Raw genomic sequence first — 19,981 nt, 5'->3', positions numbered from 1 at the left:
ATGAATAATGTTTATCGTTAGCCTGACATACAATAAACCGATTGAAGAGGTTGAAGCCTATCTGGAAGGCCATATCGAGTGGCTGAAAAGGCATTATGCACAAGGTATATTCGTCGCGTCCGGTAGAAAAATACCGCGAACGGGCGGGGTGATTTTCGCAAAAACCATGGATCGCCAATCGCTTGAATCAGTTCTGGCTGAGGACCCGTTCAATGCGGTTGCTGATTACGAAATCATAGAATTTGCGCCATCCATGACCACGGATGCCCTTGATGTATTAAAAAGCATTTAACGCTTTGCCAAATGGCAGGATCGCGGCCTGCCATCTTATTTTTCTGTGCGGCCAGCCCATACGCAAAGGCTTAATTATTGTGTTTAACGTCGACCGCGAAGATTGGTATTGGCAGACCATTCATACGTTGCTGTAACATCCGGTTTAAACTTGTTCTTTTTCTTTTCTGCCCGGGCCTTCTTGGCCGCCGCCTCGCGCTCCTTCGTTAAGGTATCAATGTAGTCGTCTTTGATATGGTTATTTTCGGAATTAGTCAGCGGGCGACCGAGCCTTTTTCTTTCCTGATCGAGTAACGTTTTTAACTGTCGTTGCTCACTTTCGGTCATATCTTTCTGAGTTAATCGGGGCATCGCGGTTTTCCTGACAGGGGAAGGTATTTCATTGTAGTGGAAAAGGGCAGTTGGGTCATGAAATACGTGTTTGTAGAAGCGCAGTGGCAATATAAATGTTAACAATATGCTGCAATATTTGCGCTATTAATGAAAATTTAGGCGCTAAAATAGTTAAAAAATATTTAACATCGGCTATAAAAGCACAATAGAATCATACTGGCGTCATCGCAACGCGATAGTGGTTAAATGGAAGCGAGTATTCAGGGCTATCTCTAACAATAGAAACGTTGGGCCGATCGTCACATGGCGATCGGAAGAATGAATCAAATGTTCTAAGTGCATGTCGTGCTTTGAAAAATAAACTGGGAGTTCACCGATGAATAGAATAACCAAGGCCTGCTTTTCAGTGCTATTGGCCGGTAGTTTAATGATGCCGGTTTTAGCAAATGCAACTGCGGCAGCGGATATGAGAGCCATGCAGCAGAGTTATATCAGCGCCAGTAAAGCAGATGATGCTGCAACGCTGAAAGCCGCGCTGACCACGTTCCGTGAAAACGTAACCAGTGCTAAGACACAGATACCACCTGATTTTGCCAACCAATCCGCTGATGACCCTGATAGAAAAGCCTATGTTGAAGGTCTGGATAAAGTCCTGCAAAAAATCGACGATGCATTGACATTAGCCGATGAAGGTAAACTGAAAGAAGCCAAGGCCTCGATTTCCGATATTGCCTTGCTGAGGAATGAATACCATAAGAAACTGAGAGGCTAGGTTAGCCATATCCAGTTAGTCACACTGTTTACCGTTTCCAGAAGCCGTCTGTATCAGCGTTTACGCTGCGGATGGCTTTTTTGTCGCAGCATCCTCATCCATATTCGTGATTCTACCATTTATCTGCGTTGTGCTACCATGTACATACAGCGTAACGACGAGGTGATGCATGACACAAGTAACCCTGAATTTACGAATCGACGCCGAACTGAAGGCTGATTTTCTGGAAGCGGCAAAGGCAATGGATCGTAATGGCTCACAGCTCATCCGTGACTTCATGCGCGAGACAGTTCAGCGCCAGCATGATGCATGGTTCCGGGAGCAGGTACAGGCCGGGATAGCCCAGGCGAATCGTGGCGAAGTTCTCTCTGGTGAATCAGTAGAAGCATCAGCAACTGCGTGGCGCGAACAAGCAACGAAGAAATTGGCTGATAGGTAATGGAAATTCTATGGACGCAATTAGCCAGTCAGGATCGGCGCAAAATTCGGGAATACATTGCAAAAAACAATCTTCGCGCGGCCATTGAGCTTGACGAACGGATCAGCAGCATGGCCGCCAGTCTGACCGACCAGCCGTTGAAGGCTCGCAATGGCCGAGTGACTGGCACGAGAGAGCTGGTTATCCATCCTCATTTCATTCTGGTTTATCGTGTTGAGAATGAATCGGGGGAGATAGAGATTATTCGCATACTTCATACTGCCCAAAAATGGCCTTAATCGGTTCCGATGGGCATCATCTGTATTTTTGCCTTTAATGATGATGGTGCCGAAGAAGTGATAATTGATTACAACAAACCAATCAGCACACACAAATCCACTGGGAAAACGCCAGTTCTCGTCCATCTTTATCTGGGTTCGCATAATGTATATTATGTTAAATTAAGTCTATCGTACATCAAGCTCAAATGATTGGTGTAAGTTAATCCCTCCTCTTTTAGTTCTTGCTGATCGTTATGTTCTGCGTTATGCCTTCAACCGACTGATATTTCCATCAATTTGCTTTTGTATATAATTCAGCGTGTCGCCGGTGATTTGCCCTGGATACTTATCAATGGCAAGCTCACTGAACTTCGCGGCAACGTCGCAAATGTTTTCTATGATCTCCACGACTTTCGCAGGTGATAACTCCGCTTCCTGCTCGCCCAGCGCCTGGAGATGCTTTCTCTCAATATCTAATGCCTCACCCATGACATCCATCTGGTGATAGCCGCCGGGTCCGTCGCAATACGTCACATCATAGGCTGGCGCCAGGGTCCATTGTCCTTCTGCGGACATTAAGTAAGCGAAGTTTTTAGGATGGTCATCCCGGTTGTTGAACGCCACATTAAAAACAACACGTTCAAAGGCGAACGCTTTTTCCCTGACATCATTGGTGCACATTTGCGTGGCACGTAAAAAACTCCGGTAGTCGAGTGAACCCGGGACCTGATAGTTTGCTCCGGTGAATGCGGCCAGACTCTGCATCGGGATACGTATCCCCCGTTCCCGATCAAATCGTCGGGTAGCGAATGCCGCTTTCCCTTCCGGCAGTTCAAAATAGGCTATATCGGGTGTCTGAATACCACATATCCGCAAGCATGCCGAGTATACGGCCTCAATGGCGCAGACTTCAGCGTGTTCCTGTCGGGCCGGAAATTTGATAAGCCAGCTTTCTGCTCCCGGTAAAGGAGATGTGGTGAATTTAAACGTGACAGGGTCACAATATAGCAACGCCTTAGGCCGTGCGCCCTGCGGTGAACCGCCCATCTGCAATAACTTTTGCAGAAACTCCCCGCCTTCCCCGCTTAACACCTCCTGAATTTCCGATGCCAGTTGAACCAGTGGGATCTCTTCTCGCGAGGTGATCGCTGCATCAGCCTGTACAGGCTGGAATGTCATCGCCCCCATTGCATTACTGCCCACCCAGGTGAGCCGTTCCAGAGGGCCAATACGGGCAGCGTTTAACCCTCTTCGCTTGAATAAGCGATCCATGAGTAACATCCCCCAGCCATCGGGTAAAGAGTCATAGACTGGGCCGGGAAGGTTTAACTGATGAGCCGGAAAATCCTTGCGTAATCGTGGCCCATCAAGCGGTAATGTCAATCTGGATAGCTCAAGCCCCTTGCGTATGGCTTCTTCACTGTACTCAAAGGCGATCATTGGTCGCCCCGTAAGCGCCGTCGAGGATACCAGCTTGCCCCAAAGCCATCTTTCACCCCATCCTTCGTAAAAGACGTCTATTTGTTCAGGCATCGCTATTCTTCCTTTTTACGCGCTGACGTACTGCGCTCTTCTCATAACGTAAAATATCAGCCAGGCTATCAATCTTAGGTTTAAACAGATCTTTCAATGCCTCGCCATGCCCCAGTACTACTGCAACCCTGACCAGATTTTCGAAGCCCACATTTCTGCCTGCTTCAAGATTCGATACCGTATTGACACCTACCCCTGCACGGGCAGCCACATCAGCCTGAGTCATCTGTTTTGCCAGGCGTTCTTTGCGTAATCGATCACATAGAAGCGTGACAATTTCTGCGGGAGTGCTAAGATTTAAATCCATAATATTGTATCTTATCTAAGTTTTTATCACATAATACACTATATTATAGAGTTAAGTTGGAGTGGAAGCAAAACTGGCAAGCACAACATTTGACGCCTCTCTTTTCTCGCGTTATGACACAAAAGTCATACCGACAGGCGCATTAATCACTCTTCATATCATTTTGATGGAATATGTGATTAATATGATTGGATAAGTCATTTTCCTGATCCGGCAACCCTTTATACTCACGCTTGCAGGGGGCAGATGCCCTCACCTTACATGACTTTTCTAACCGATGAAGGATTTCCCAATGAAATTGACCAGCCAAAACTTTGAACAAGGTTCGCCCATTCCCGGTGAGTTTGCCTTTGCCGTTCAGGATCCGGAAAATCATTTAGCGTTATCCAGCAATAAAAACCCGTATTTAGCCTGGCGCGACGTTCCTGCCGATACTCAGTCGTTTGTATTATTGTGTCTGGATCCGCATGCGCCAAGCACTCTTGATGATGTCAATCAGGAAGGGAAAGAAGTTTCAGCGTCATTGCCTCGCGTTAATTTTTTCCACTGGGTGCTGGTAGATATTCCGGCGCAGATTCGTGAGATTGCTGAAGGCCGCCACAGCGATGGCATTGCTCCCCGAGGAAAACCGTCACTGCCCGTGGAGGCCGGAATGCGCCATGGCCTTAATGACTATACCGCCTGGTTCAAAGGCGATGAGCAAATGAGCGGCGATTATTACGGTTACGATGGCCCATGTCCGCCATGGAACGATGCCATTGCGCATCACTACACTTTTACGCTCTACGCACTTGATATTCCACGTTTGGATCTGCACGATAAACTCGATGGCCCGGCAGTATTATCGGCGATCGCCGGCCATATTCTGGCGGAAGCGAGTCTGACCGGAACTTACAGCCTAAATCCCAACGTGCGTTAAGACATTTATTTCGTTTGCCGGGAAAGCCGATGAAACATGACATTCGTGACGTTACCCACACTCTGCTGCCCTCTCAGTTGCCGGTAGATCGCTACCGGCTCTATTCGATGGCTCAACCTTACCTGCGATATCCGCATCAGGTCGCTGATTTCCGTTTTTTTGAAGCGACGCTGCTGTTGGTAAAATCAGGACAATTGAGCCTCCGCCGCGATCGGTCATTTATGCAATTGGATAACGCAGAGCACATTATGCTGGTTGCCCAGCATACCGTTGCTAATATAAGTAAAACTCCCGAGCCGGTAAGTGGTTCATTTCAGTCTTTATACCTGAGCTTTTCATCCGAACTCAATGCCGCATTTTATCGCGATCATGCGCAATTTTTTACCACGCAGCCGCCTCTTAGCGGCTTTAAAATACTGTCGTTGGACAGTGAATTGCGGGACACGCTGGATTATTGTTTGCGAGGGCTTAGCATTGAGTCGTCCAGTTACTCAGTGCAGCAACATCGTTTAAGTGGTGTGCTGATCGCATTGGCCGAACGAGGGATCATCTTTATGCCGCGCGCCTCAGCCCCCCTCGGCGACCGTTTGACCGCGTTGCTGGCCGGCTCGCCGGCGTTCGCCTGGACAGCGGCGAATGCCGGTCAGCAACTTGGAATGAGCGAAGCGACATTAAGGCGACGTTTAGCGGAGGAACAGACCCAATTTCGCACATTATTGCAGGATATCCGCATGCACCATGCGATGACGCTGCTGCAAACTACGCGCTGGAGCCTTTCTCAAATCGCCGATGCTTGTGGTTATCGCGCCGCTTCCCGTTTCTCATTGCGCTTTAAACAACGCTTCGGCTGTTCCCCCGCTGATATCCGTTGATATTAGAGATGCAGGAATTCCGCAGACATTACTGCGGTGTATAAGGTTGATAGAAATCTTTTCCCATCCACTCATAGCCGTCGGGGACATTTTTTAGCCGTACCGGGTGATAGCTGGTCGCCTGCTGTGGGTCGCCGTGACCATTATAAACCGCGATACTGGGGTAAGGATAAACCGGACGGGATGCAGTCTGCGGCGGCACCGTTTCCAGTTTGATCTGATTGGCGTTTTTATCCCCGGCCTGCGGTTGACCGAAGTCATTATTACTCTGTGGTGCGGCCTGTCGGGTGATGATGCTCTGCGGTGCGACGCCCTCTTCAACCCACGCCATCATCGGCGTCAGGAAATCGACCAGACTCGGACCTTCACCGTCGGAACAGTGGTACATTCCCGGCAGCAGATACAAACGCTCAAAACTATCGCGTTGGGATGCGCCCATCTGTTGCCCCACCGCCTGGTGATAAGCAATGGAGTTGATCGGAGAGATATGCGGATCCGCCAGACCATGCCAGATAATCAGTTTGCCGCCGGCCTGCGAAAAAGCCGAAAGATCCGGGTTAGTGGCGTCATAAAGCGGGTGGCGCGCGCGCAGTTTCTGGAATGTGTCGGCGTTAAACGCCAGATCGTTTAGCGTAAAGCTTTCCGGTGGATTAGTGGCAAAATGCATATATTTCAGCGTCGGCAGCGCGATGATCTTGCTGAAAATCGGCTCATCCGCCGTACGGGGAATAAAGACTCCCGCCCAGGCCAGTTCAGAACCCGGCAGCGGTCCGCTAATGATCAGTTTTTCACCACTGACAGGTTCGCGCGGGCCATCATAGATCCGCGTCAATGTCGTTGTTTCTGCGCGGGATAAGCAATCTGCCTGCGGTGTGTCCGGCGCGGTTTTGCACTGCAAGACTTGCGGATTAAAGTGGCAGCTTTGCGGGTCGCTAATCAATCCGTCTTTTTGCCCGTCCAGTTCGTCACACTGCGCGATAACCGCTTTGTGGATCAATGGCAGTCGTGAGGTGGTCAGAACCGCATTACCATCGGGCCCGGTGTTGGAAACGGCCAGCCATGAATGGTATAGCCCGTTTTGCACCTGAAAATTCATCGCCGCCGCACCGGCGATAATGCCGTTAAAATCGTGCGGGAAGCGTTGCGCCGCAATCAGCGCCTCACGTCCGCCATCGGAACAGCCATTGAAATAGCTCCATCGAACAGGCTGGCCATACAATGTTTTTATTAGTAATTTAGCCAGTTCAGCCGTCAGATGCTGTGAACGCCAGGCAAAATCCTCGCGTTTTTGCGCATCCTTGCCAAAATCCATCTCCTGACCAGGATGCCCCATATCGGTGGCGGCCAGCACGAATTCACTGTTGTTGAGCGGCATACAGCCCGCTGCTGCGCCGATACTGAGATTAATGTTTCCACACAATCCGCCACAGCCAATCTGCATGTAACGCCCCTGCCAGGTGTTGATTGGCAGCAGGGTTTTCACCTGAATGGTCGGCGCCAGTTGGCTATCCACCACGCAAAACGCCTGACCATTGATCGTCTCCTGCTGTGCGCTAAGTACGTGGCTGCCTTTGCCGCCAAGCGAAGTCAGATCAACCGTCGCCAGCGTAGCGCAGTCGATCACCGGTTTTATCGCCTGCTGCGGTGTTGGTTGTCCATCTTGCGCCAGCGCTAACGGGGCAGACAGTAGCGTTACCGTGGCGAACAGTAGACCCGATACCATCGTTCTGATGTGATATTGCATAATTTCTCCTTAATCATGTCTGGTTATCTGTTGAAATCAGAGACGTTTACTGCAAGCAGCCGTGCTGCCGATGCCACATTAAATTGAGGCAATACACAGCTCTTCGCTTTCCGCCAACTGTGTTTTCAATACGGATTGCTCTACCTGATGGCTGGCGCGTTCCGTGGCTTCCGCCAACGGATAGCCTTTTAAAAGCCACGCGGTTAACTCTGCGCAAAACAGATCTCCCGTCCCCTTTGGTGAGATGGGCAATCTGGCATGGTTGATGACAACCGCATCATTTCGGGTAACACAAATGACCTGAATGTTTTTTGTATCCGATGTTCCCGCCGCACTGGTTACCACCACCCATTCGATATGTCCCTGAAGCAGGGTTTTGGCCGCGGCGACGGTGTCTTCCGCACTGTGAATTGCCCTTCCACACAGACATTCCAACTCAAATGCGTTTGGCGTGAGTCCGGTTGCCATCGGCAGTAAATACCGGCGGTAATATTCGTTGATCTCCTCGCTGACGTAGTAACCGCAGTCGGTATCGCCCATTACCGGGTCAAGAATAATCCGGATGTTTTGTTTAATATCGCGAACGATTTTTAGCCATTCTGCAAGCGGTTGCACCAGTGTCGGCGAGCCAATATATCCAATGACAATGGCTCTGACGTGTTTCAATCCATCTCTTTCGAGCAACCCTTTAAGGAAACCTTCAAACCACTCTACGGGCACTTTACCGCCATAGCAGGTTGGATAATGGGGCGTATTGCTCAGTATTACGGTGGGAACGAATGAAACCCTTAATCCATGCTGCATCAACGCGGGAACCGCGATACTGTTTCCCACACAGCCATAAATGACCTGTGATTGAATTGATATAACGTCATATTTTGCTGGTCCGGCGTGATAGCCGCGGTGAGCGGGATTTGGGGTTATTGGTACGTGTTTCAATGCGATTCCTTATTCATTGCTGTGACTTTCAACAGATCAATAAGTGAGTTCACCACATTTTTTCCCGTGCTGTGTAGCATTTATTTGTTCGCAGAACGGAAATTTCTGTTCCTTTTTGCTGCAAACGCGAAGCCGGAGTATGTCAATTTGCGTAAATGCCGATTTCTGCGTACAGTTAAGTGCAGCGATTTACATCACACTTTATCCGCATTATCAGGTTGATATCTCAGCCAACTGTGAAGCAACGACTCAACACAGCCTTGTACACCCATCGTTATTATCTGTTTATTTCCGATAAATTAGGGGGAACCGATGCCAGTATTGAGCGCTAATCTGATAATTTTCAGCGATCTTGATGGTTCGCTGCTGGATCACGATACCTACAGTTGGGAGCCTGCGCGCCCGTGGCTCGGTCGCCTGGCCCGGTTGGGGATTCCCCTCATTATTACTACCAGTAAAACCGCAGCGGAAGTGGAACAACTGCAAAGCGAGCTGGGGTTAAGCCACTTTCCCTATATTGCAGAAAACGGCGCGCTGATTGCGTTACCCGCACCGTGGCACACACACCCGGATTATCCCCGCAAGATTTTTGACGCTGACTACCCTTCCATTTACGCCCGGCTTCGCCAATTACGCGAACGAGAGTCTTTTCAATTTAAAGGTTTTGCTGACATGGATAACCAGGAGGTTGCCAGCGCGACCGGGCTTTCACTGCAAAACGCTGAACTGGCGCGTCGGCGAGAAGCCTCGGAACCATTGCTGTGGCTGGATGATGCCACGGCATTAACCCGTTTTCGTCAGCGACTGGCTGAATATGGGCTGTCTCTGACGCAAGGCGGCCGCTTTTATCATGTGATGGGATCGCGTGTCAGCAAGGGATTTGCGGCCAGCTGGATAAAAACACAGTATTGCGAGAAATACGAAACCAACGTGATAACCGTCGGTCTTGGCGACGGGCCGAATGATGTCTCTTTGTTAAACGCCATGGATCATGCCGTATTAATTAAAAGTAAGGGAAATCAGGTCGTTGAACTATCTGAGCATTATGTTGGCAAACTATATCGCACGCAGGCCATGGGGCCTGTGGGTTGGTGTGAAGGATTGACGCACTTCATTGGAGCAGGTCTTTCACCGATAAACCCGGCGCATTAAAACATAAACGCAACCTGCGGGAGAATGCGATGAGTGAATTTTATCAGGATGGAATCATTACCAATTTCCACAATCTGACCCAACGCAAGCTGGAAGAGCTGGAATATGAGCTACAGGTATTTTCCGGTCAAAACAGCATGGGATTGATTCTCCCTTCGCTCTATTCCGAGCTGGAAGGCCCTGCATTGGATAACATCGTCGAGCTGCTGTCTCAGGTAAGCTATCTGAGCGAGATCGTAATCGGCCTCGATCGTGCCGATCGGGAACAATTTCACTATGCCCGCGAATTCTTTTCCCGCCTGCCGCAGCGCCATCGTATTTTGTGGAATGACGGACCGCGTCTGAAAGCGCTCAGTGAGGAACTGGTGGAAAGATCGCTGGCGCCGATGGAGCCGGGTAAAGGCCGCAACGTGTGGTTTTGTGTCGGTTATACGCTGGCCTCCCGGCGAACGTCCTGTGTGGCGCTGCATGATTGTGACATTGTCACGTACAACCGGAGCATGTTGGCGCGTTTGCTCTATCCGGTAGCCAATCCACATTTCCACTATGATTTCTGTAAAGGCTATTACGCCCGGGTGGCGGATGGCAAATTTAATGGGCGCGTGGGTCGTTTGCTGGTCTTTCCGCTGCTGAAATCGTTGCAAAAGGTTTATGGCAATTCGGACTATCTGGATTACATGCGGAGTTTCCGTTATCCCTTGTCGGGGGAATTTGCGATGCGCACCCATATTTTGAATAACCTGCGCATTCCCAGCGACTGGGGATTGGAGATTGGCGTGCTATCGGAAATCCACCGGGGAACGGCGACCAGTCGAATTTGCCAGGTTGATATTGCCGATAACTATGACCATAAACATCAGCCGATGTCGGAAGATGATCCCAGCTCTGGTCTACAGCGAATGGCAACCGATATCACCAAGGCGTTGTATCGCAAATTGGCGATACTCGGTGTGAATATTACCACGGACTCGTTCCGGGTATTGCGCGCGACTTATTACCGTACCGCTCTCGATATGATTGACGCGTTTGAGCATGATGCCCGCATGAACGGGTTGCATTTCGATCGGCATACTGAAGAGTCCGCCGTTGAGCTGTTCTCGGATGTCATCACCCTTTCCGGGCAGGTTTACACCGAAAGTCCGGGGGATAAACCATTCGTGCCAAGCTGGAACCGGGTGCAATCAGCCTTTCCCGATATTCTTGAGCGATTGTATAGCGCAGTGGAAGCTGATAATCAGGACGACTGATCCTGTTCTTGACCCATCGTGAATTGCGCGGCTAAATGAGGTCACGCCTTTTGTTAATCTGTATGGATATCAGCTCGTTCTTGCGGCGCAGGCTTCTGCGCCCACGCTCTTTAATTGAAAACCATAAACATCGTCAGAGGAAAATAACATGATTATTTTGGTTACCGGCGCCACCGCCGGGTTTGGTGAGTCAATTACCCGTAAATTTATTAAAGAAGGCCATCAGGTTATCGCCACGGGTCGTCGTCAGGAACGTCTGGACGCACTGAAGGCGGAACTGGGGGACGCGCTGTATACGTTAAAGCTGGATGTTCGCGATCGGAAAACGATCGCACAGGCGATCGCATCCCTGCCCGCCGAGTGGCGTTCTATTGATGTACTGGTGAATAATGCCGGTCTGGCGCTGGGATTGGAACCGGCTTACAAAGCTTCGCTGGATGACTGGGAAACCATGATTGACACCAATAACAAGGGACTGGTGTTCATGACTCGCACGCTGCTGCCGGCGATGGTTGACCGTAACGTCGGGCACATTATCAACATCGGCTCCACGGCGGGGAACTGGCCTTACGCGGGGGGGAACGTGTATGGCGCAAGCAAGGCGTTCGTTCAGCAATTCAGCCTGGGTTTGCGGGCGGATCTATTCGGTACGCGGATCCGCGTCACCAATATCGAGCCCGGTCTGGTAGGCGGTACAGAGTTCTCGGCGGTGCGTTTTAAAGGAAACGACGATAAAGCCAGCAAGATCTATGACAACACCACCCCCCTGACGGCCGAGGATGTTTCTGAGGCCGTATTCTGGGTCGCAACGCTACCCGCCCACGTCAACATCAATACGCTGGAAATGATGCCGGTCAGCCAGTCTTTCGCGGGACTGAACGTATATCGCGAAAGTTAATCGCAGCGGTTCAATGAATTAGGAGGCGGCCCGACGGGTCGCCTTTTTAATTAGATGCTTTCATCATTTCGCAGGGTTAACACTTCATAACCGTCGGCCGTTACCGCGATGGTATGTTCCCACTGCGCGGACAGTTTCTTATCACGGGTCACCACCGTCCAGCCGTCGCGTTTAAGCTTAATTTTCGCGGAACCTTGATTAATCATCGGTTCAATCGTAAATGTCATGCCTTCCTGTAATACAACCCCCGATCTGGGGGAGCCATAATGTAACACCTGTGGTTCTTCGTGCATCTCCCGGCCTATACCGTGGCCGCAGTATTCTTTAACCACAGAATAACCTTGTGCTTCAGCAAACTTTTGAATGGCATGACCGACATCGCCCAATGTCGCTCCCGGTTTGACTACGCGAATGCCCTGCCACATCGCCTGATAGGTATTTTCAACCAGTCGTTTCGCCAGTGGCGAAACCTCGCCGATCATATACATTTTACTTGAGTCTGCGATAAACCCGTTTTTCTCAAGCGTAATATCCACATTTATAATGTCGCCTGATTTCAAAAAATGTGTCGTTGAAGGCATGCCGTGGCATACCACGTCATTGACAGACGTATTGAGCACATAGGGAAAATCATACTGCCCTTTACTGGCGGGTCTCGCATTGAGCGTATTCGTAATAAAGTCTTCAACTAATTCGTTGATTTTCATCGTTGAAATACCGACCCGGATAAAATCGTCCAGATAGGTAAAAACTGAGCTCAGTAATTTGCCTGATTCACGCATCAGCGCCAGTTCATCACTGTTCTTCAGTACTATCGTATTCATTGTTAACCTCATTTTACTCAGCTGAAGCCTGCTTCAGCTGTTCACGCAAAATCTCGATATAGGTCATGTTGGGATTCTTTTCAGCCAACATGCCGATTTTTATCCAAAATTCAGCCTGAGCATTGATAGAACGCACCATTGCTGCGCTGGCTTTGCGAATCTCTTCATGCAGTTCATCACTAATTTTTACAATACCCATAACGATCTCGATATATGAAACATATATGTATCGTATATTTTATTGTCTGTTATTCAGGACAGCAAGCGTTAACCGACCGCGCGACTGAATGCGGTATCCGGTTATAGTGCTGTTGAGACGAAAAATGGTAAGCTACACTTTATGTCATCGTGGTTGTCGTGGCGTTTGTATTAACTATTTGTTCTGTCAAGGTGGAAACATGAACCAACATTCTTTTGCTTCTCTGATCCGGGCCTTGATCCCGCTCTCTCTGGTTGTGGTGGCCGCGGTCTGGCACCCCACCGCGCTGGCAGACACTCGCCACGTTGTGATTGAGTCTGGCGACAGCGCCTTATCCAAGGAAGCCGCTCGTCAAAGCAGTGAACAATGGGATTCAACCCGTTCCCTGCGCAGTAAAGTCAATTCTCGTGTTGAAAAAGAATTCGATAAAGTTGAAAAAGCGGTCGATGGTCGTGAGAAATGTAACGCCAGCTATAACGTGAATGCTTATTGGGAAGAGAATACAGACCGTTGCCTCGACCGTCGTACTGGCCGTCCGGTCGCCCCCTGATTTTTAGTCTACTCTTTTATAGCAATCGTCATCCGCCTGGTGTGTATAAAACACCAGGCGACTGGCAGGATTTATAATCCAAATAACAGGGTGACATTATGAAAAAAATCATCATTTTGGGCGCGGCTTTATGTATCATCGCTCCTCTGGCTGTGCAAGCGTCCTGTGAAAGTGTCAAAGCTGACATATCACAGAAGATCATCAATAACGGTGTGCCCGAATCCGGTTTTTCGCTGGAAATAGTGCCAAACGATCAGGTGAGTCAGGTCGGTGGTCAGGTGGTCGGCCATTGTGAGAATGATTCACAGAAGATTGTTTATATCCGCCATATTGATGGAGACAACGTATCCACTCCATCGGAAAGTGAAAGTCAACCATCGACGCAGTAACGTTCCCTGGTTACCTGCTTAAAGGCGCGATCCCCGCGCCTTTATTCTCTGCTTATTCGGATTTCAGATAACCCCTGAGCAGAGTGCTATTTTCTCACTGCTTCCTGACGCCCCGGTCGTTGACTGGCGGGGATCATGCAGGCCGAAAATAATGTAATAACGGCTATCAGCGCCGAAACGACAAAAACCCAGTGAATAGATGTCGATACCTGCCAGGAGATCAAATGGAGTTGCTCGACGCTCATCGTATTTCGACTATGGACATCCATCAGCGTTTGTAGCGGATCGTCCAGTGTTGGCAACCGCCAGTGCAGGTTTATGTTGAGCGTAGCGCCAAGAATGGCGGTTCCCAGCGCTGACCCCAGCATTCGGGTGAACATGGTTGATGCTGTCGCAATGCCGCGAATGGAGTAGTCTACGGCGTTTTGTACCGAGACCAAAAAGGTGGTATTGCATAATCCCATTCCTGCGCCGATAAGAAACGCCGCGACCCGCGCCCAGTTCAGATTGCTGGCTTGATCGAGCGTCAGCAGCGTCAGACTGCCGGTAATAATCAGAATGCTTCCGCATACAGCGGTAAACCGATAGGACGTGCATAACATCAGGCGTCCGCTCAGCGCGCTGGCCAGCGGCCAGCCAATAGACATCAATGCCAAAATGCTGCCTGCTTCCAGCGGCGTTTTGCCCATCACGCCTTGTATAAAGGTTGGCAAAAAAGCGCTGACGCCCATCATCGCGGCGCCGATGACCAACCCACCGAGATTACCTGCAATGATGACCTTATTACGCCATAGCGCCAGTGGGAAAAGTGGCTCCGGCGTACTCGTTTCCTGTTTAAACAGTAAAACGCCGCCAACCAGTGCAATGATCAATAGAGGGATAACCCAAAGTCCAAACACTTCAGCCTGAAGTAATGCCATTAACAAGCTGGCGACAGTGATGGCAAGGTAAAATGCGCCGGCCCAATCCAACTGATGAGGCCGTTTGTGATTAACCGTCGGCAGATAGCGCGCCAGTAAGAAAATGGAGAATAAGCCGATAGGCACATTAACCCAAAAAACCAGCGCCCAGTTGAAATGTTGAACGATAAAGGCACCCAGCAGCGGCCCTGCAATGGCGGACACCCCCCAGACGCTGGAAAGATAACCCTGTATTTTAGGACGTTCCGAACTGCTGTACACATCTGCGACAATAGTAAAAGCAATCGGGGTGATTGCGCCTGCTCCCAGCCCCTGAATGGTACGAAACAGAATCAGCCATCCCATATGGGTAGAAAAACCGCACAGCACCGACCCCAGCAGGAACGTAATGGTACCAATGAAAAAAATACGCTTGCGGCCAAAAAGGTCGGCCAGTCGGCCGTAGATCGGAATACTGATGGCCTGCGTCAGCAAATAACCGGCAAAAACCCATCCCAGCAGGGAGAAACCACCGAGATCCGCAATAATGGTCGGCAATGCGGTTGCAACGATGGTGACTTCAATGGCCGCCGTGAACATGGCCAGCATGCAGGCAATCAATATCCAGTGACGATGCGGAACCGGGGGATGCTCGAAGTTATGTGCTGTTTTCATTACATTTTCTATGAGGGAGAAAAGTCTGTTTTTGAGTATATCAGGTGTTACCCGGCAGGGGCAGGCATCATGTAAACCTTACTATTCTGATTAAGCGTTTCAAGGCGGGAAACAGTAAGGTCGGCGTTTAATTTGTCACGGCGAAGAGATCGATATAGGTGGATAAATCCCGTTGTTCTGCCCGGGGCAGATAAGGTAACTCACCCAATTGTGGCGCAGGGATCTTTTTGCGTAGTACCGTTATGATTTCCGCATAGTTTGCCAATCCGGGGTTAATACGGTTGGCAACCCAACCAACCAGCGGCAAACCGTCGTTAAGGATAGCCTGAGCGGTTAGCAACGCGTGGCTTATGCACCCCAGTTTGATACCGACAACCAATACGACGGGGAGTTGTTCCTGAATGACCCACTCGGAATAGGGCCGCAGATCGTTCATTAACGTGCGCCATCCGCCGCTGCCTTCCACGACAACTACGTCGGCATTTTCTCCCAGATACTGTAGCCCCTGGGTCATGGCGCTGTAATTGATCGGATGTGCGCTGGCGCTGATTTCATCTTCCGGCAGAGCGATAGGATTCACCTGCTCATAGGCTAATTCCAGGGTAGAGGCTGCCAACAGCAGCTGCGCATCGTGGTTCCGCAGCCCGTCTCCTGTTTCCTGGCATCCTTTCGCGATTGGTTTATAGCCCGCAACGGATTTGCCACTCATTGCCAGTTTTTGCAATAACGCTCTGGAAACCACCGTTTTACCGACGGCAGTATCAGTACCTGTGACAAAAATACGTTTCAACATGAGATAGACTCCGGGCCACCTGAAAAATAACAACCACAGCAAAATGCTTTCCAACCGTGAAAGTCTAGGCGATGCACCGTTCAGGCAGCTTGCGTTAGCTCAATGTTTTGTTTCTCAGGACATCCGCCCCGGAAAGATAGAAATAAGCGGAAGTTTAAAACAGACGATCGGGCAATATATTTTAGCCCTGCAACAGTTTCACCAAAAGCGAACCGTTGTACAAAGCGTCTTTCACTAATGCGGCGCCGGGCATCGTCCCTTGATTATAAAACTGGGTCGCTTCTACCTGAATGTTGTGACTGTATGGCGGGAAAGACTGCTGATGGATACAGCCCATAATCGCCGGATATAAAATACTGGACGCCTTATTAAGCGGAGAGCCGACCAGAATCTTATCCGGATTAAACAAATTCACCATGATAGCGACAATTCGGCCTACGTTATTCCCCACATCGTGAATGATATCCTTTGCCAGCGCATCGCCTTTGAGCGCCGCGGCGCACAGGCTGTCTACCGTAAGTGGAGAACCGTGCAGAATAGAACTCATGGAAGCGTTCATCCGCTGCTGGGCCAGTTCCAGCATATTTTCCGTACTGGCAACGGTTTCGAGGCAGCCATGGTTGCCGCAATAGCAGCGTTTGCCATAAGGATCGACCTGCGTATGGCCGATTTCGACCAGATTGCGGCTGCCCGCATGCAAAATGCGCCCGCCGGTAATAACGCCAGCCCCCACGTTGTGATCGATCACAATCTGAATGACATTCTGAGAACCTCGGGAGGCGCCATATAACGCTTCCGCCATTGTCCAGGCGCAGATGTCATGTTGCAGGTAAACCGGTAGCCCGGTGCGCTGTTCCAGCGCAGGGCCAATAGCCATCTCTTCGACATCATAAAACGGCATACGGTGAATAATACCGGTTGTGGCATCGATAATACCCGGCGCCGTAATGGCGATAGCGGTCAACCGCTCCAGTCGTTTTTGATGACGGATGAAGAACTTGTCAATTTCATTCAAAATGCGATCGAGCAACGGTTGAGAATGTTCGGCGGGAAGTGGAACGTTGTCCTCAACCACCAGTTTGCTGCTCAAATCACGCAGGGCCAGCGTCATTGAGTTGTGGCTGATGCGAGCGGAAAGGAAATGCCATGCCTGAGTATCAAGGATCACCCCGATAGCCGGACGCCCCCTGCTGCCGATATCCTGATATTCCGTTTCCTGAACCAGATGGGCTTCCAGCAGTTCGCGCACGATTTTGGTGATACTGGCGGGCGCCAGTTGAGCTCGTTTAGACAGTTCAATACGTGATATCGGGCCATACTTGTCGATCAGTCGGTATACCGCACCGGCATTCATTTGTTTAATTTGATCGATGTGACCTGGTTGACCATCGGCAATCACAAAGCTGGCTCCTACTCTTCATTGCTGATACTGCGGCTGGGAATCTGTTTTTCTACTGCACTGACTGTTAAATGTTACGACTGTATTCGCTGTCGCTGTGCCATATACTATTTTTCACGCTGCAAAATAAAAAAACTGAGGATATGGTGGGGCTTTTCACTAAAGCCGTCAAATATTTGATTCGTTATGTGATTTAACGCACATATTGAATTTGTTACCGCCCCAGCATAAGCCCGATCAATGTCTGTGCCGCGGCGCTCAGTGGACGATGCCGGGCCGTAACCAGCCACACCTGCGTCGTGGCATCGCTTTCGGCCAGCGATAAATACTTCACGCCATCAACGCGGATCCGGATAAAAGAGGCGGGTAATATGGAAACGCCGAGACCAGACGAAACCAACCCGACAATCGTCATGGCCTCCCCCACTTCCTGCGTAATGTACGGACTGATGCCGTATCTCTTCAGCAACGTCAGTATTTCATCGTAAAGCGCGGTTCCCACCGCCCGGGAGAAAAAGACAAAAGGCTCTTGCGCCAGTTGTTTGATACTAATGGCGCCGCCTGTGGCGTGTTTGGCGAGCGGATGCTCTTCATGAACAACCGCAACCAACGCTTCATGCAGCAACAGCTGATGCTCAAGCGCATCGGGCAAGGGATTATTGCGCATGACCCCAAGATCGAGTTTACCGTTCAACAGCGGTTCGATTTGCTGTTTCGTGTTCAGCTCCATCATCTGAATATGCACTTCCGGGTAAGTCTGCCGAAAACGCAGCAAACTGCGCGACACTTTTTTGATAAACGGTGCGGACGAGGTAAACCCGATCGTCAGTTCTCCGATTTCACCTCGTTGAATACGTGATGCGCGTTCCGCTGCCTGATCAACCTGGCCAATGATAGCCCAGGCTTCTTTCAGAAACATGGCGCCTGCCGGCGTCAATTGTACATTTCGATTATTACGTTCCAGCAGCCTGGCGCCGACCTGCTCTTCCAGAATCTGAATTTGCTGGCTAAGCGGTGGCTGTGAGATGTTCAGTCTTTCGGCGGCACGCCCGAAATGCAGTTCTTCTGCAACCGCAATGAAGTAGCGAAGGTGTCGAAGTTCGATATTCATATGTCAGACGTCTTAATTATAACTATTAATATATTATACAAAAGAATATCACTCTTCTATGATCCCAGCATCTCCTCTGGCTGTTATTTACCTTATATGGTAAGGATTTATCTTGAGTATCCTGTCATCTTCCGCGACCGTCTCTGTTATTGATGATGCGGAAGATCTTCCAAACGTTCCAAATTCAAACGGCAAAGCCCCCTACATCAAACGCGGCACCCCGCAGTTTATGCGTGTGACGCTGGCGTTATTCTCCGCCGGTCTTGCAACATTTGCCTTGCTCTACTGCGTACAGCCTTTGTTGCCTGTACTCTCGCACGATTTCTCCATTTCACCGGCGACCAGCAGCCTGGCGCTTTCGGTCTCTACCGTGATGCTGGCCGTTGGTTTGTTGTTTACCGGCCCCTTGTCTGACACTATCGGGCGTAAAAACGTTATGGTCGTGTCGCTGATGCTTGCCGCTATTTGCACGCTGATTTGTGCGTTCATGACCAGTTGGCATGCGGTTCTGATCATGCGGGCGATGATCGGATTATCGCTCAGTGGCGTGGCGGCGGTCGCCATGAGCTATCTGAGCGAAGAGATTCATCCCAGCGTGTTAGCGTTCTCGATGGGGTTGTATATCAGCGGTAACTCCATTGGCGGGATGAGTGGTCGTCTGGTCAGCGGTGTTCTGACTGACTATTTCGCCTGGCGGATTGCCATTGGCGCGATTGGCGTGCTGGCGTTGGTAGCGGCACTGACTTTCTGGCGCATTTTGCCTGAGTCGCGCCATTTCAGAGCGGGGTCGCTGCGTCCCAAAACTCTGCTATTGAATGTAAAACTGCATTGGCATGATGCGGGTTTGCCACTGTTGTTTTTACAGGGTTTCTTGCTGATGGGGACGTTTGTTACCCTGTTCAACTATATCGGCTATCGATTGCTGGCAGCACCCTATTTGCTCAGTCAGGCGGTTGTGGGATTACTGTCCATCGTCTACCTTACTGGCAGCTATAGTTCCCCCAAAGCCGGCGCACTAACTTATCGTTTCGGGCGCGGTCCGGTATTGAGTATTTCCGTTCTTTTGATGCTGATCGGTTTGGGATTTATTGCCCTGAACGGTCTGGTCTTTATTTTTGGCGGGATGATGCTGTTTACTGCGGGATTCTTTGCCGCTCACTCCGTGACCAGCAGTTGGGTTGGCCAACGGGCGCGTCGGGCAAAAGGTCAGGCGTCGTCCATGTACCTGTTTTCCTATTATCTGGGCTCCAGCCTTGCCGGTACACTAGGTGGTGTGTTCTGGCACTCGTTCGGTTGGTCCGGCATTACCGTCTTTTTAGGTTTGTTGCTGTTACTCTCCCTGCTGATCAGTTTTCGATTGAAACAACTTTAAATCAGGTCTTGTCACGGACTCCGCCGTGACAAGGGCATCTCCCTCTTCCGATCCTCATTCTCTC

Annotated in this window: 23 protein-coding genes; 12 read left to right on the top strand and 11 right to left on the bottom strand. The window is 50.1% G+C overall.

The features are described from left to right. Positions 1 to 7: 7 nt before the first annotated feature. Complete coding sequence (locus DDT52_RS08980; protein ID WP_136156036.1) at positions 8 to 292, top strand: YciI family protein; 285 nt, start codon at positions 8 to 10, stop codon at positions 290 to 292. Positions 293 to 375: 83 nt separating this feature from the next. Here DDT52_RS08980 and DDT52_RS08975 read toward each other — a convergent pair whose 3' ends face one another. Further along, positions 376 to 642 (bottom strand): YjbD family protein, encoded by a 267-nt coding sequence (locus DDT52_RS08975; RefSeq protein WP_136156035.1) that lies wholly within the window; start codon positions 640 to 642, stop codon positions 376 to 378. A 358-nt stretch (positions 643 to 1,000) separates the two neighbouring features. Between DDT52_RS08975 and DDT52_RS08970 the strand changes: the two genes are divergently transcribed. From DDT52_RS08970 to DDT52_RS08960, 3 genes are all read left to right on the top strand, one after another. After that, the gene (locus DDT52_RS08970; protein WP_109054062.1) at positions 1,001 to 1,396 is read left to right on the top strand and encodes a cytochrome b562; all 396 of its coding nucleotides are present in this window, start codon (positions 1,001 to 1,003) and stop codon (positions 1,394 to 1,396) included. A gap of 169 nt (positions 1,397 to 1,565) precedes the next feature. Beyond that, positions 1,566 to 1,835 (top strand): CopG family ribbon-helix-helix protein, encoded by a 270-nt coding sequence (locus DDT52_RS08965; RefSeq protein ID WP_136156034.1) that lies wholly within the window; start codon positions 1,566 to 1,568, stop codon positions 1,833 to 1,835. Then, positions 1,835 to 2,113, top strand: coding sequence for a type II toxin-antitoxin system RelE/ParE family toxin (locus tag DDT52_RS08960; RefSeq protein WP_136156033.1), 279 nt, complete (start codon positions 1,835 to 1,837; stop codon positions 2,111 to 2,113). Before DDT52_RS08965 ends, DDT52_RS08960 begins: the two co-directional genes overlap by 1 nt. 246 nt (positions 2,114 to 2,359) lie before the next feature. Here the strand turns inward: DDT52_RS08960 and DDT52_RS08955 are convergent, their stop codons facing one another. Both DDT52_RS08955 and DDT52_RS08950 read right to left on the bottom strand, forming a co-directional pair. Further along, positions 2,360 to 3,628: a type II toxin-antitoxin system HipA family toxin gene (locus DDT52_RS08955; protein ID WP_136156032.1), complete on the bottom strand. Its 1,269-nt coding sequence runs from the start codon at positions 3,626 to 3,628 to the stop codon at positions 2,360 to 2,362. Continuing rightward, entirely contained in the window at positions 3,621 to 3,935 is a 315-nt protein-coding gene (locus DDT52_RS08950) for a helix-turn-helix domain-containing protein (protein WP_136156031.1), read from the bottom strand. The genes DDT52_RS08955 and DDT52_RS08950 overlap by 8 nt, the downstream gene beginning before the upstream one ends. A 292-nt stretch (positions 3,936 to 4,227) precedes the next feature. On the opposite strand from DDT52_RS08950, the gene DDT52_RS08945 reads away from it, so the two are divergent. Both DDT52_RS08945 and DDT52_RS08940 read left to right on the top strand, forming a co-directional pair. Continuing rightward, positions 4,228 to 4,854 (top strand): YbhB/YbcL family Raf kinase inhibitor-like protein, encoded by a 627-nt coding sequence (locus DDT52_RS08945; RefSeq protein WP_136156030.1) that lies wholly within the window; start codon positions 4,228 to 4,230, stop codon positions 4,852 to 4,854. Positions 4,855 to 4,883: 29 nt separating this feature from the next. After that, positions 4,884 to 5,726 carry a helix-turn-helix transcriptional regulator gene (locus DDT52_RS08940; RefSeq protein WP_136156029.1) on the top strand — a complete coding sequence of 281 codons (843 nt, stop codon included), beginning with the start codon at positions 4,884 to 4,886 and terminating at the stop codon, positions 5,724 to 5,726. A 28-nt stretch (positions 5,727 to 5,754) separates the two neighbouring features. On the opposite strand, the gene DDT52_RS08935 is transcribed toward DDT52_RS08940, so the two are convergent. Next, positions 5,755 to 7,470, bottom strand: a complete 1,716-nt coding sequence (locus tag DDT52_RS08935; protein ID WP_136156028.1) for a tannase/feruloyl esterase family alpha/beta hydrolase — start codon at positions 7,468 to 7,470, stop codon at positions 5,755 to 5,757. A 78-nt stretch (positions 7,471 to 7,548) separates the two neighbouring features. Continuing rightward, positions 7,549 to 8,409, bottom strand: coding sequence for a pyridoxine/pyridoxal/pyridoxamine kinase (pdxK, locus tag DDT52_RS08930; protein ID WP_425591541.1), 861 nt, complete (start codon positions 8,407 to 8,409; stop codon positions 7,549 to 7,551). A 312-nt stretch (positions 8,410 to 8,721) separates the two neighbouring features. On the opposite strand from pdxK, the gene DDT52_RS08925 reads away from it, so the two are divergent. The 3 genes from DDT52_RS08925 to ydfG all read left to right on the top strand — a co-directional run bounded on the left by DDT52_RS08925 (position 8,722) and on the right by ydfG (position 11,706). Next, a complete protein-coding gene (locus DDT52_RS08925; protein WP_136156027.1) occupies positions 8,722 to 9,561 on the top strand; it encodes a mannosyl-3-phosphoglycerate phosphatase-related protein in 840 nt (279 codons plus the stop codon). 29 nt (positions 9,562 to 9,590) lie between these two features. Further along, positions 9,591 to 10,808: a glycosyltransferase family protein gene (locus DDT52_RS08920; RefSeq protein ID WP_136156026.1), complete on the top strand. Its 1,218-nt coding sequence runs from the start codon at positions 9,591 to 9,593 to the stop codon at positions 10,806 to 10,808. Between the two features lie 148 nt (positions 10,809 to 10,956). Beyond that, positions 10,957 to 11,706, top strand: coding sequence for a bifunctional NADP-dependent 3-hydroxy acid dehydrogenase/3-hydroxypropionate dehydrogenase YdfG (gene ydfG, locus DDT52_RS08915; RefSeq protein ID WP_136156025.1), 750 nt, complete (start codon positions 10,957 to 10,959; stop codon positions 11,704 to 11,706). Between the two features lie 50 nt (positions 11,707 to 11,756). On the opposite strand, the gene map is transcribed toward ydfG, so the two are convergent. Both map and DDT52_RS08905 read right to left on the bottom strand, forming a co-directional pair. Beyond that, entirely contained in the window at positions 11,757 to 12,530 is a 774-nt protein-coding gene (gene map / locus DDT52_RS08910; RefSeq protein WP_136156024.1) for a type I methionyl aminopeptidase, read from the bottom strand. A gap of 13 nt (positions 12,531 to 12,543) precedes the next feature. After that, positions 12,544 to 12,729, bottom strand: a complete 186-nt coding sequence (locus DDT52_RS08905; RefSeq protein WP_136156023.1) for a ParD-like family protein — start codon at positions 12,727 to 12,729, stop codon at positions 12,544 to 12,546. 199 nt (positions 12,730 to 12,928) lie between these two features. Between DDT52_RS08905 and DDT52_RS08900 the strand changes: the two genes are divergently transcribed. Continuing rightward, positions 12,929 to 13,279, top strand: coding sequence for a DUF1283 family protein (locus tag DDT52_RS08900; RefSeq protein WP_136156022.1), 351 nt, complete (start codon positions 12,929 to 12,931; stop codon positions 13,277 to 13,279). 98 nt (positions 13,280 to 13,377) lie between these two features. Next, positions 13,378 to 13,668, top strand: a complete 291-nt coding sequence (locus DDT52_RS08895) for a DUF1161 domain-containing protein (protein WP_136156021.1) — start codon at positions 13,378 to 13,380, stop codon at positions 13,666 to 13,668. Positions 13,669 to 13,754: 86 nt separating this feature from the next. Here DDT52_RS08895 and DDT52_RS08890 read toward each other — a convergent pair whose 3' ends face one another. The 4 genes from DDT52_RS08890 to DDT52_RS08875 form a co-directional block, all read right to left on the bottom strand. Further along, complete coding sequence (locus DDT52_RS08890; protein WP_136156020.1) at positions 13,755 to 15,242, bottom strand: MDR family MFS transporter; 1,488 nt, start codon at positions 15,240 to 15,242, stop codon at positions 13,755 to 13,757. Between the two features lie 127 nt (positions 15,243 to 15,369). Continuing rightward, positions 15,370 to 16,035, bottom strand: a complete 666-nt coding sequence (gene bioD / locus DDT52_RS08885; protein ID WP_136156019.1) for a dethiobiotin synthase — start codon at positions 16,033 to 16,035, stop codon at positions 15,370 to 15,372. Between the two features lie 181 nt (positions 16,036 to 16,216). Continuing rightward, positions 16,217 to 17,434 carry a sugar metabolism global transcriptional regulator Mlc gene (gene mlc / locus DDT52_RS08880; protein ID WP_136156018.1) on the bottom strand — a complete coding sequence of 406 codons (1,218 nt, stop codon included), beginning with the start codon at positions 17,432 to 17,434 and terminating at the stop codon, positions 16,217 to 16,219. A gap of 214 nt (positions 17,435 to 17,648) precedes the next feature. Continuing rightward, positions 17,649 to 18,545 carry a LysR family transcriptional regulator gene (locus tag DDT52_RS08875; protein ID WP_109054045.1) on the bottom strand — a complete coding sequence of 299 codons (897 nt, stop codon included), beginning with the start codon at positions 18,543 to 18,545 and terminating at the stop codon, positions 17,649 to 17,651. A gap of 112 nt (positions 18,546 to 18,657) precedes the next feature. Between DDT52_RS08875 and DDT52_RS08870 the strand changes: the two genes are divergently transcribed. Further along, positions 18,658 to 19,917: an MFS transporter gene (locus tag DDT52_RS08870; RefSeq protein WP_425591540.1), complete on the top strand. Its 1,260-nt coding sequence runs from the start codon at positions 18,658 to 18,660 to the stop codon at positions 19,915 to 19,917. The last annotated feature ends 64 nt before the right edge of the window (positions 19,918 to 19,981 follow it).

Source organism: Brenneria roseae subsp. roseae, from assembly GCF_003115845.1.
Lineage (GTDB): Bacteria > Pseudomonadota > Gammaproteobacteria > Enterobacterales > Enterobacteriaceae > Brenneria > Brenneria roseae.
Note: the sequence above shows the minus strand (reverse complement) of the source record. Positions and strands in the feature narration are given on the sequence as shown.

Excerpts from the sequence above, each read along its gene's own strand:
- DDT52_RS08980 (WP_136156036.1), top strand. The coding sequence starts at position 8 with ATGTTTATCGTTAGCCTGACATACAATAAACCGATTGAAGAGGTTGAA.
- DDT52_RS08975 (WP_136156035.1), bottom strand. The coding sequence starts at position 642 with ATGCCCCGATTAACTCAGAAAGATATGACCGAAAGTGAGCAACGACAG.
- DDT52_RS08970 (WP_109054062.1), top strand. The coding sequence starts at position 1,001 with ATGAATAGAATAACCAAGGCCTGCTTTTCAGTGCTATTGGCCGGTAGT.
- DDT52_RS08965 (WP_136156034.1), top strand. The coding sequence starts at position 1,566 with ATGACACAAGTAACCCTGAATTTACGAATCGACGCCGAACTGAAGGCT.
- DDT52_RS08960 (WP_136156033.1), top strand. The coding sequence starts at position 1,835 with ATGGAAATTCTATGGACGCAATTAGCCAGTCAGGATCGGCGCAAAATT.
- DDT52_RS08955 (WP_136156032.1), bottom strand. The coding sequence starts at position 3,628 with ATGCCTGAACAAATAGACGTCTTTTACGAAGGATGGGGTGAAAGATGG.
- DDT52_RS08950 (WP_136156031.1), bottom strand. The coding sequence starts at position 3,935 with ATGGATTTAAATCTTAGCACTCCCGCAGAAATTGTCACGCTTCTATGT.
- DDT52_RS08945 (WP_136156030.1), top strand. The coding sequence starts at position 4,228 with ATGAAATTGACCAGCCAAAACTTTGAACAAGGTTCGCCCATTCCCGGT.
- DDT52_RS08940 (WP_136156029.1), top strand. The coding sequence starts at position 4,884 with ATGAAACATGACATTCGTGACGTTACCCACACTCTGCTGCCCTCTCAG.
- DDT52_RS08935 (WP_136156028.1), bottom strand. The coding sequence starts at position 7,470 with ATGCAATATCACATCAGAACGATGGTATCGGGTCTACTGTTCGCCACG.
- DDT52_RS08925 (WP_136156027.1), top strand. The coding sequence starts at position 8,722 with ATGCCAGTATTGAGCGCTAATCTGATAATTTTCAGCGATCTTGATGGT.
- DDT52_RS08920 (WP_136156026.1), top strand. The coding sequence starts at position 9,591 with ATGAGTGAATTTTATCAGGATGGAATCATTACCAATTTCCACAATCTG.
- ydfG (WP_136156025.1), top strand. The coding sequence starts at position 10,957 with ATGATTATTTTGGTTACCGGCGCCACCGCCGGGTTTGGTGAGTCAATT.
- map (WP_136156024.1), bottom strand. The coding sequence starts at position 12,530 with ATGAATACGATAGTACTGAAGAACAGTGATGAACTGGCGCTGATGCGT.
- DDT52_RS08905 (WP_136156023.1), bottom strand. The coding sequence starts at position 12,729 with ATGGGTATTGTAAAAATTAGTGATGAACTGCATGAAGAGATTCGCAAA.
- DDT52_RS08900 (WP_136156022.1), top strand. The coding sequence starts at position 12,929 with ATGAACCAACATTCTTTTGCTTCTCTGATCCGGGCCTTGATCCCGCTC.
- DDT52_RS08895 (WP_136156021.1), top strand. The coding sequence starts at position 13,378 with ATGAAAAAAATCATCATTTTGGGCGCGGCTTTATGTATCATCGCTCCT.
- DDT52_RS08890 (WP_136156020.1), bottom strand. The coding sequence starts at position 15,242 with ATGAAAACAGCACATAACTTCGAGCATCCCCCGGTTCCGCATCGTCAC.
- bioD (WP_136156019.1), bottom strand. The coding sequence starts at position 16,035 with ATGTTGAAACGTATTTTTGTCACAGGTACTGATACTGCCGTCGGTAAA.
- DDT52_RS08875 (WP_109054045.1), bottom strand. The coding sequence starts at position 18,545 with ATGAATATCGAACTTCGACACCTTCGCTACTTCATTGCGGTTGCAGAA.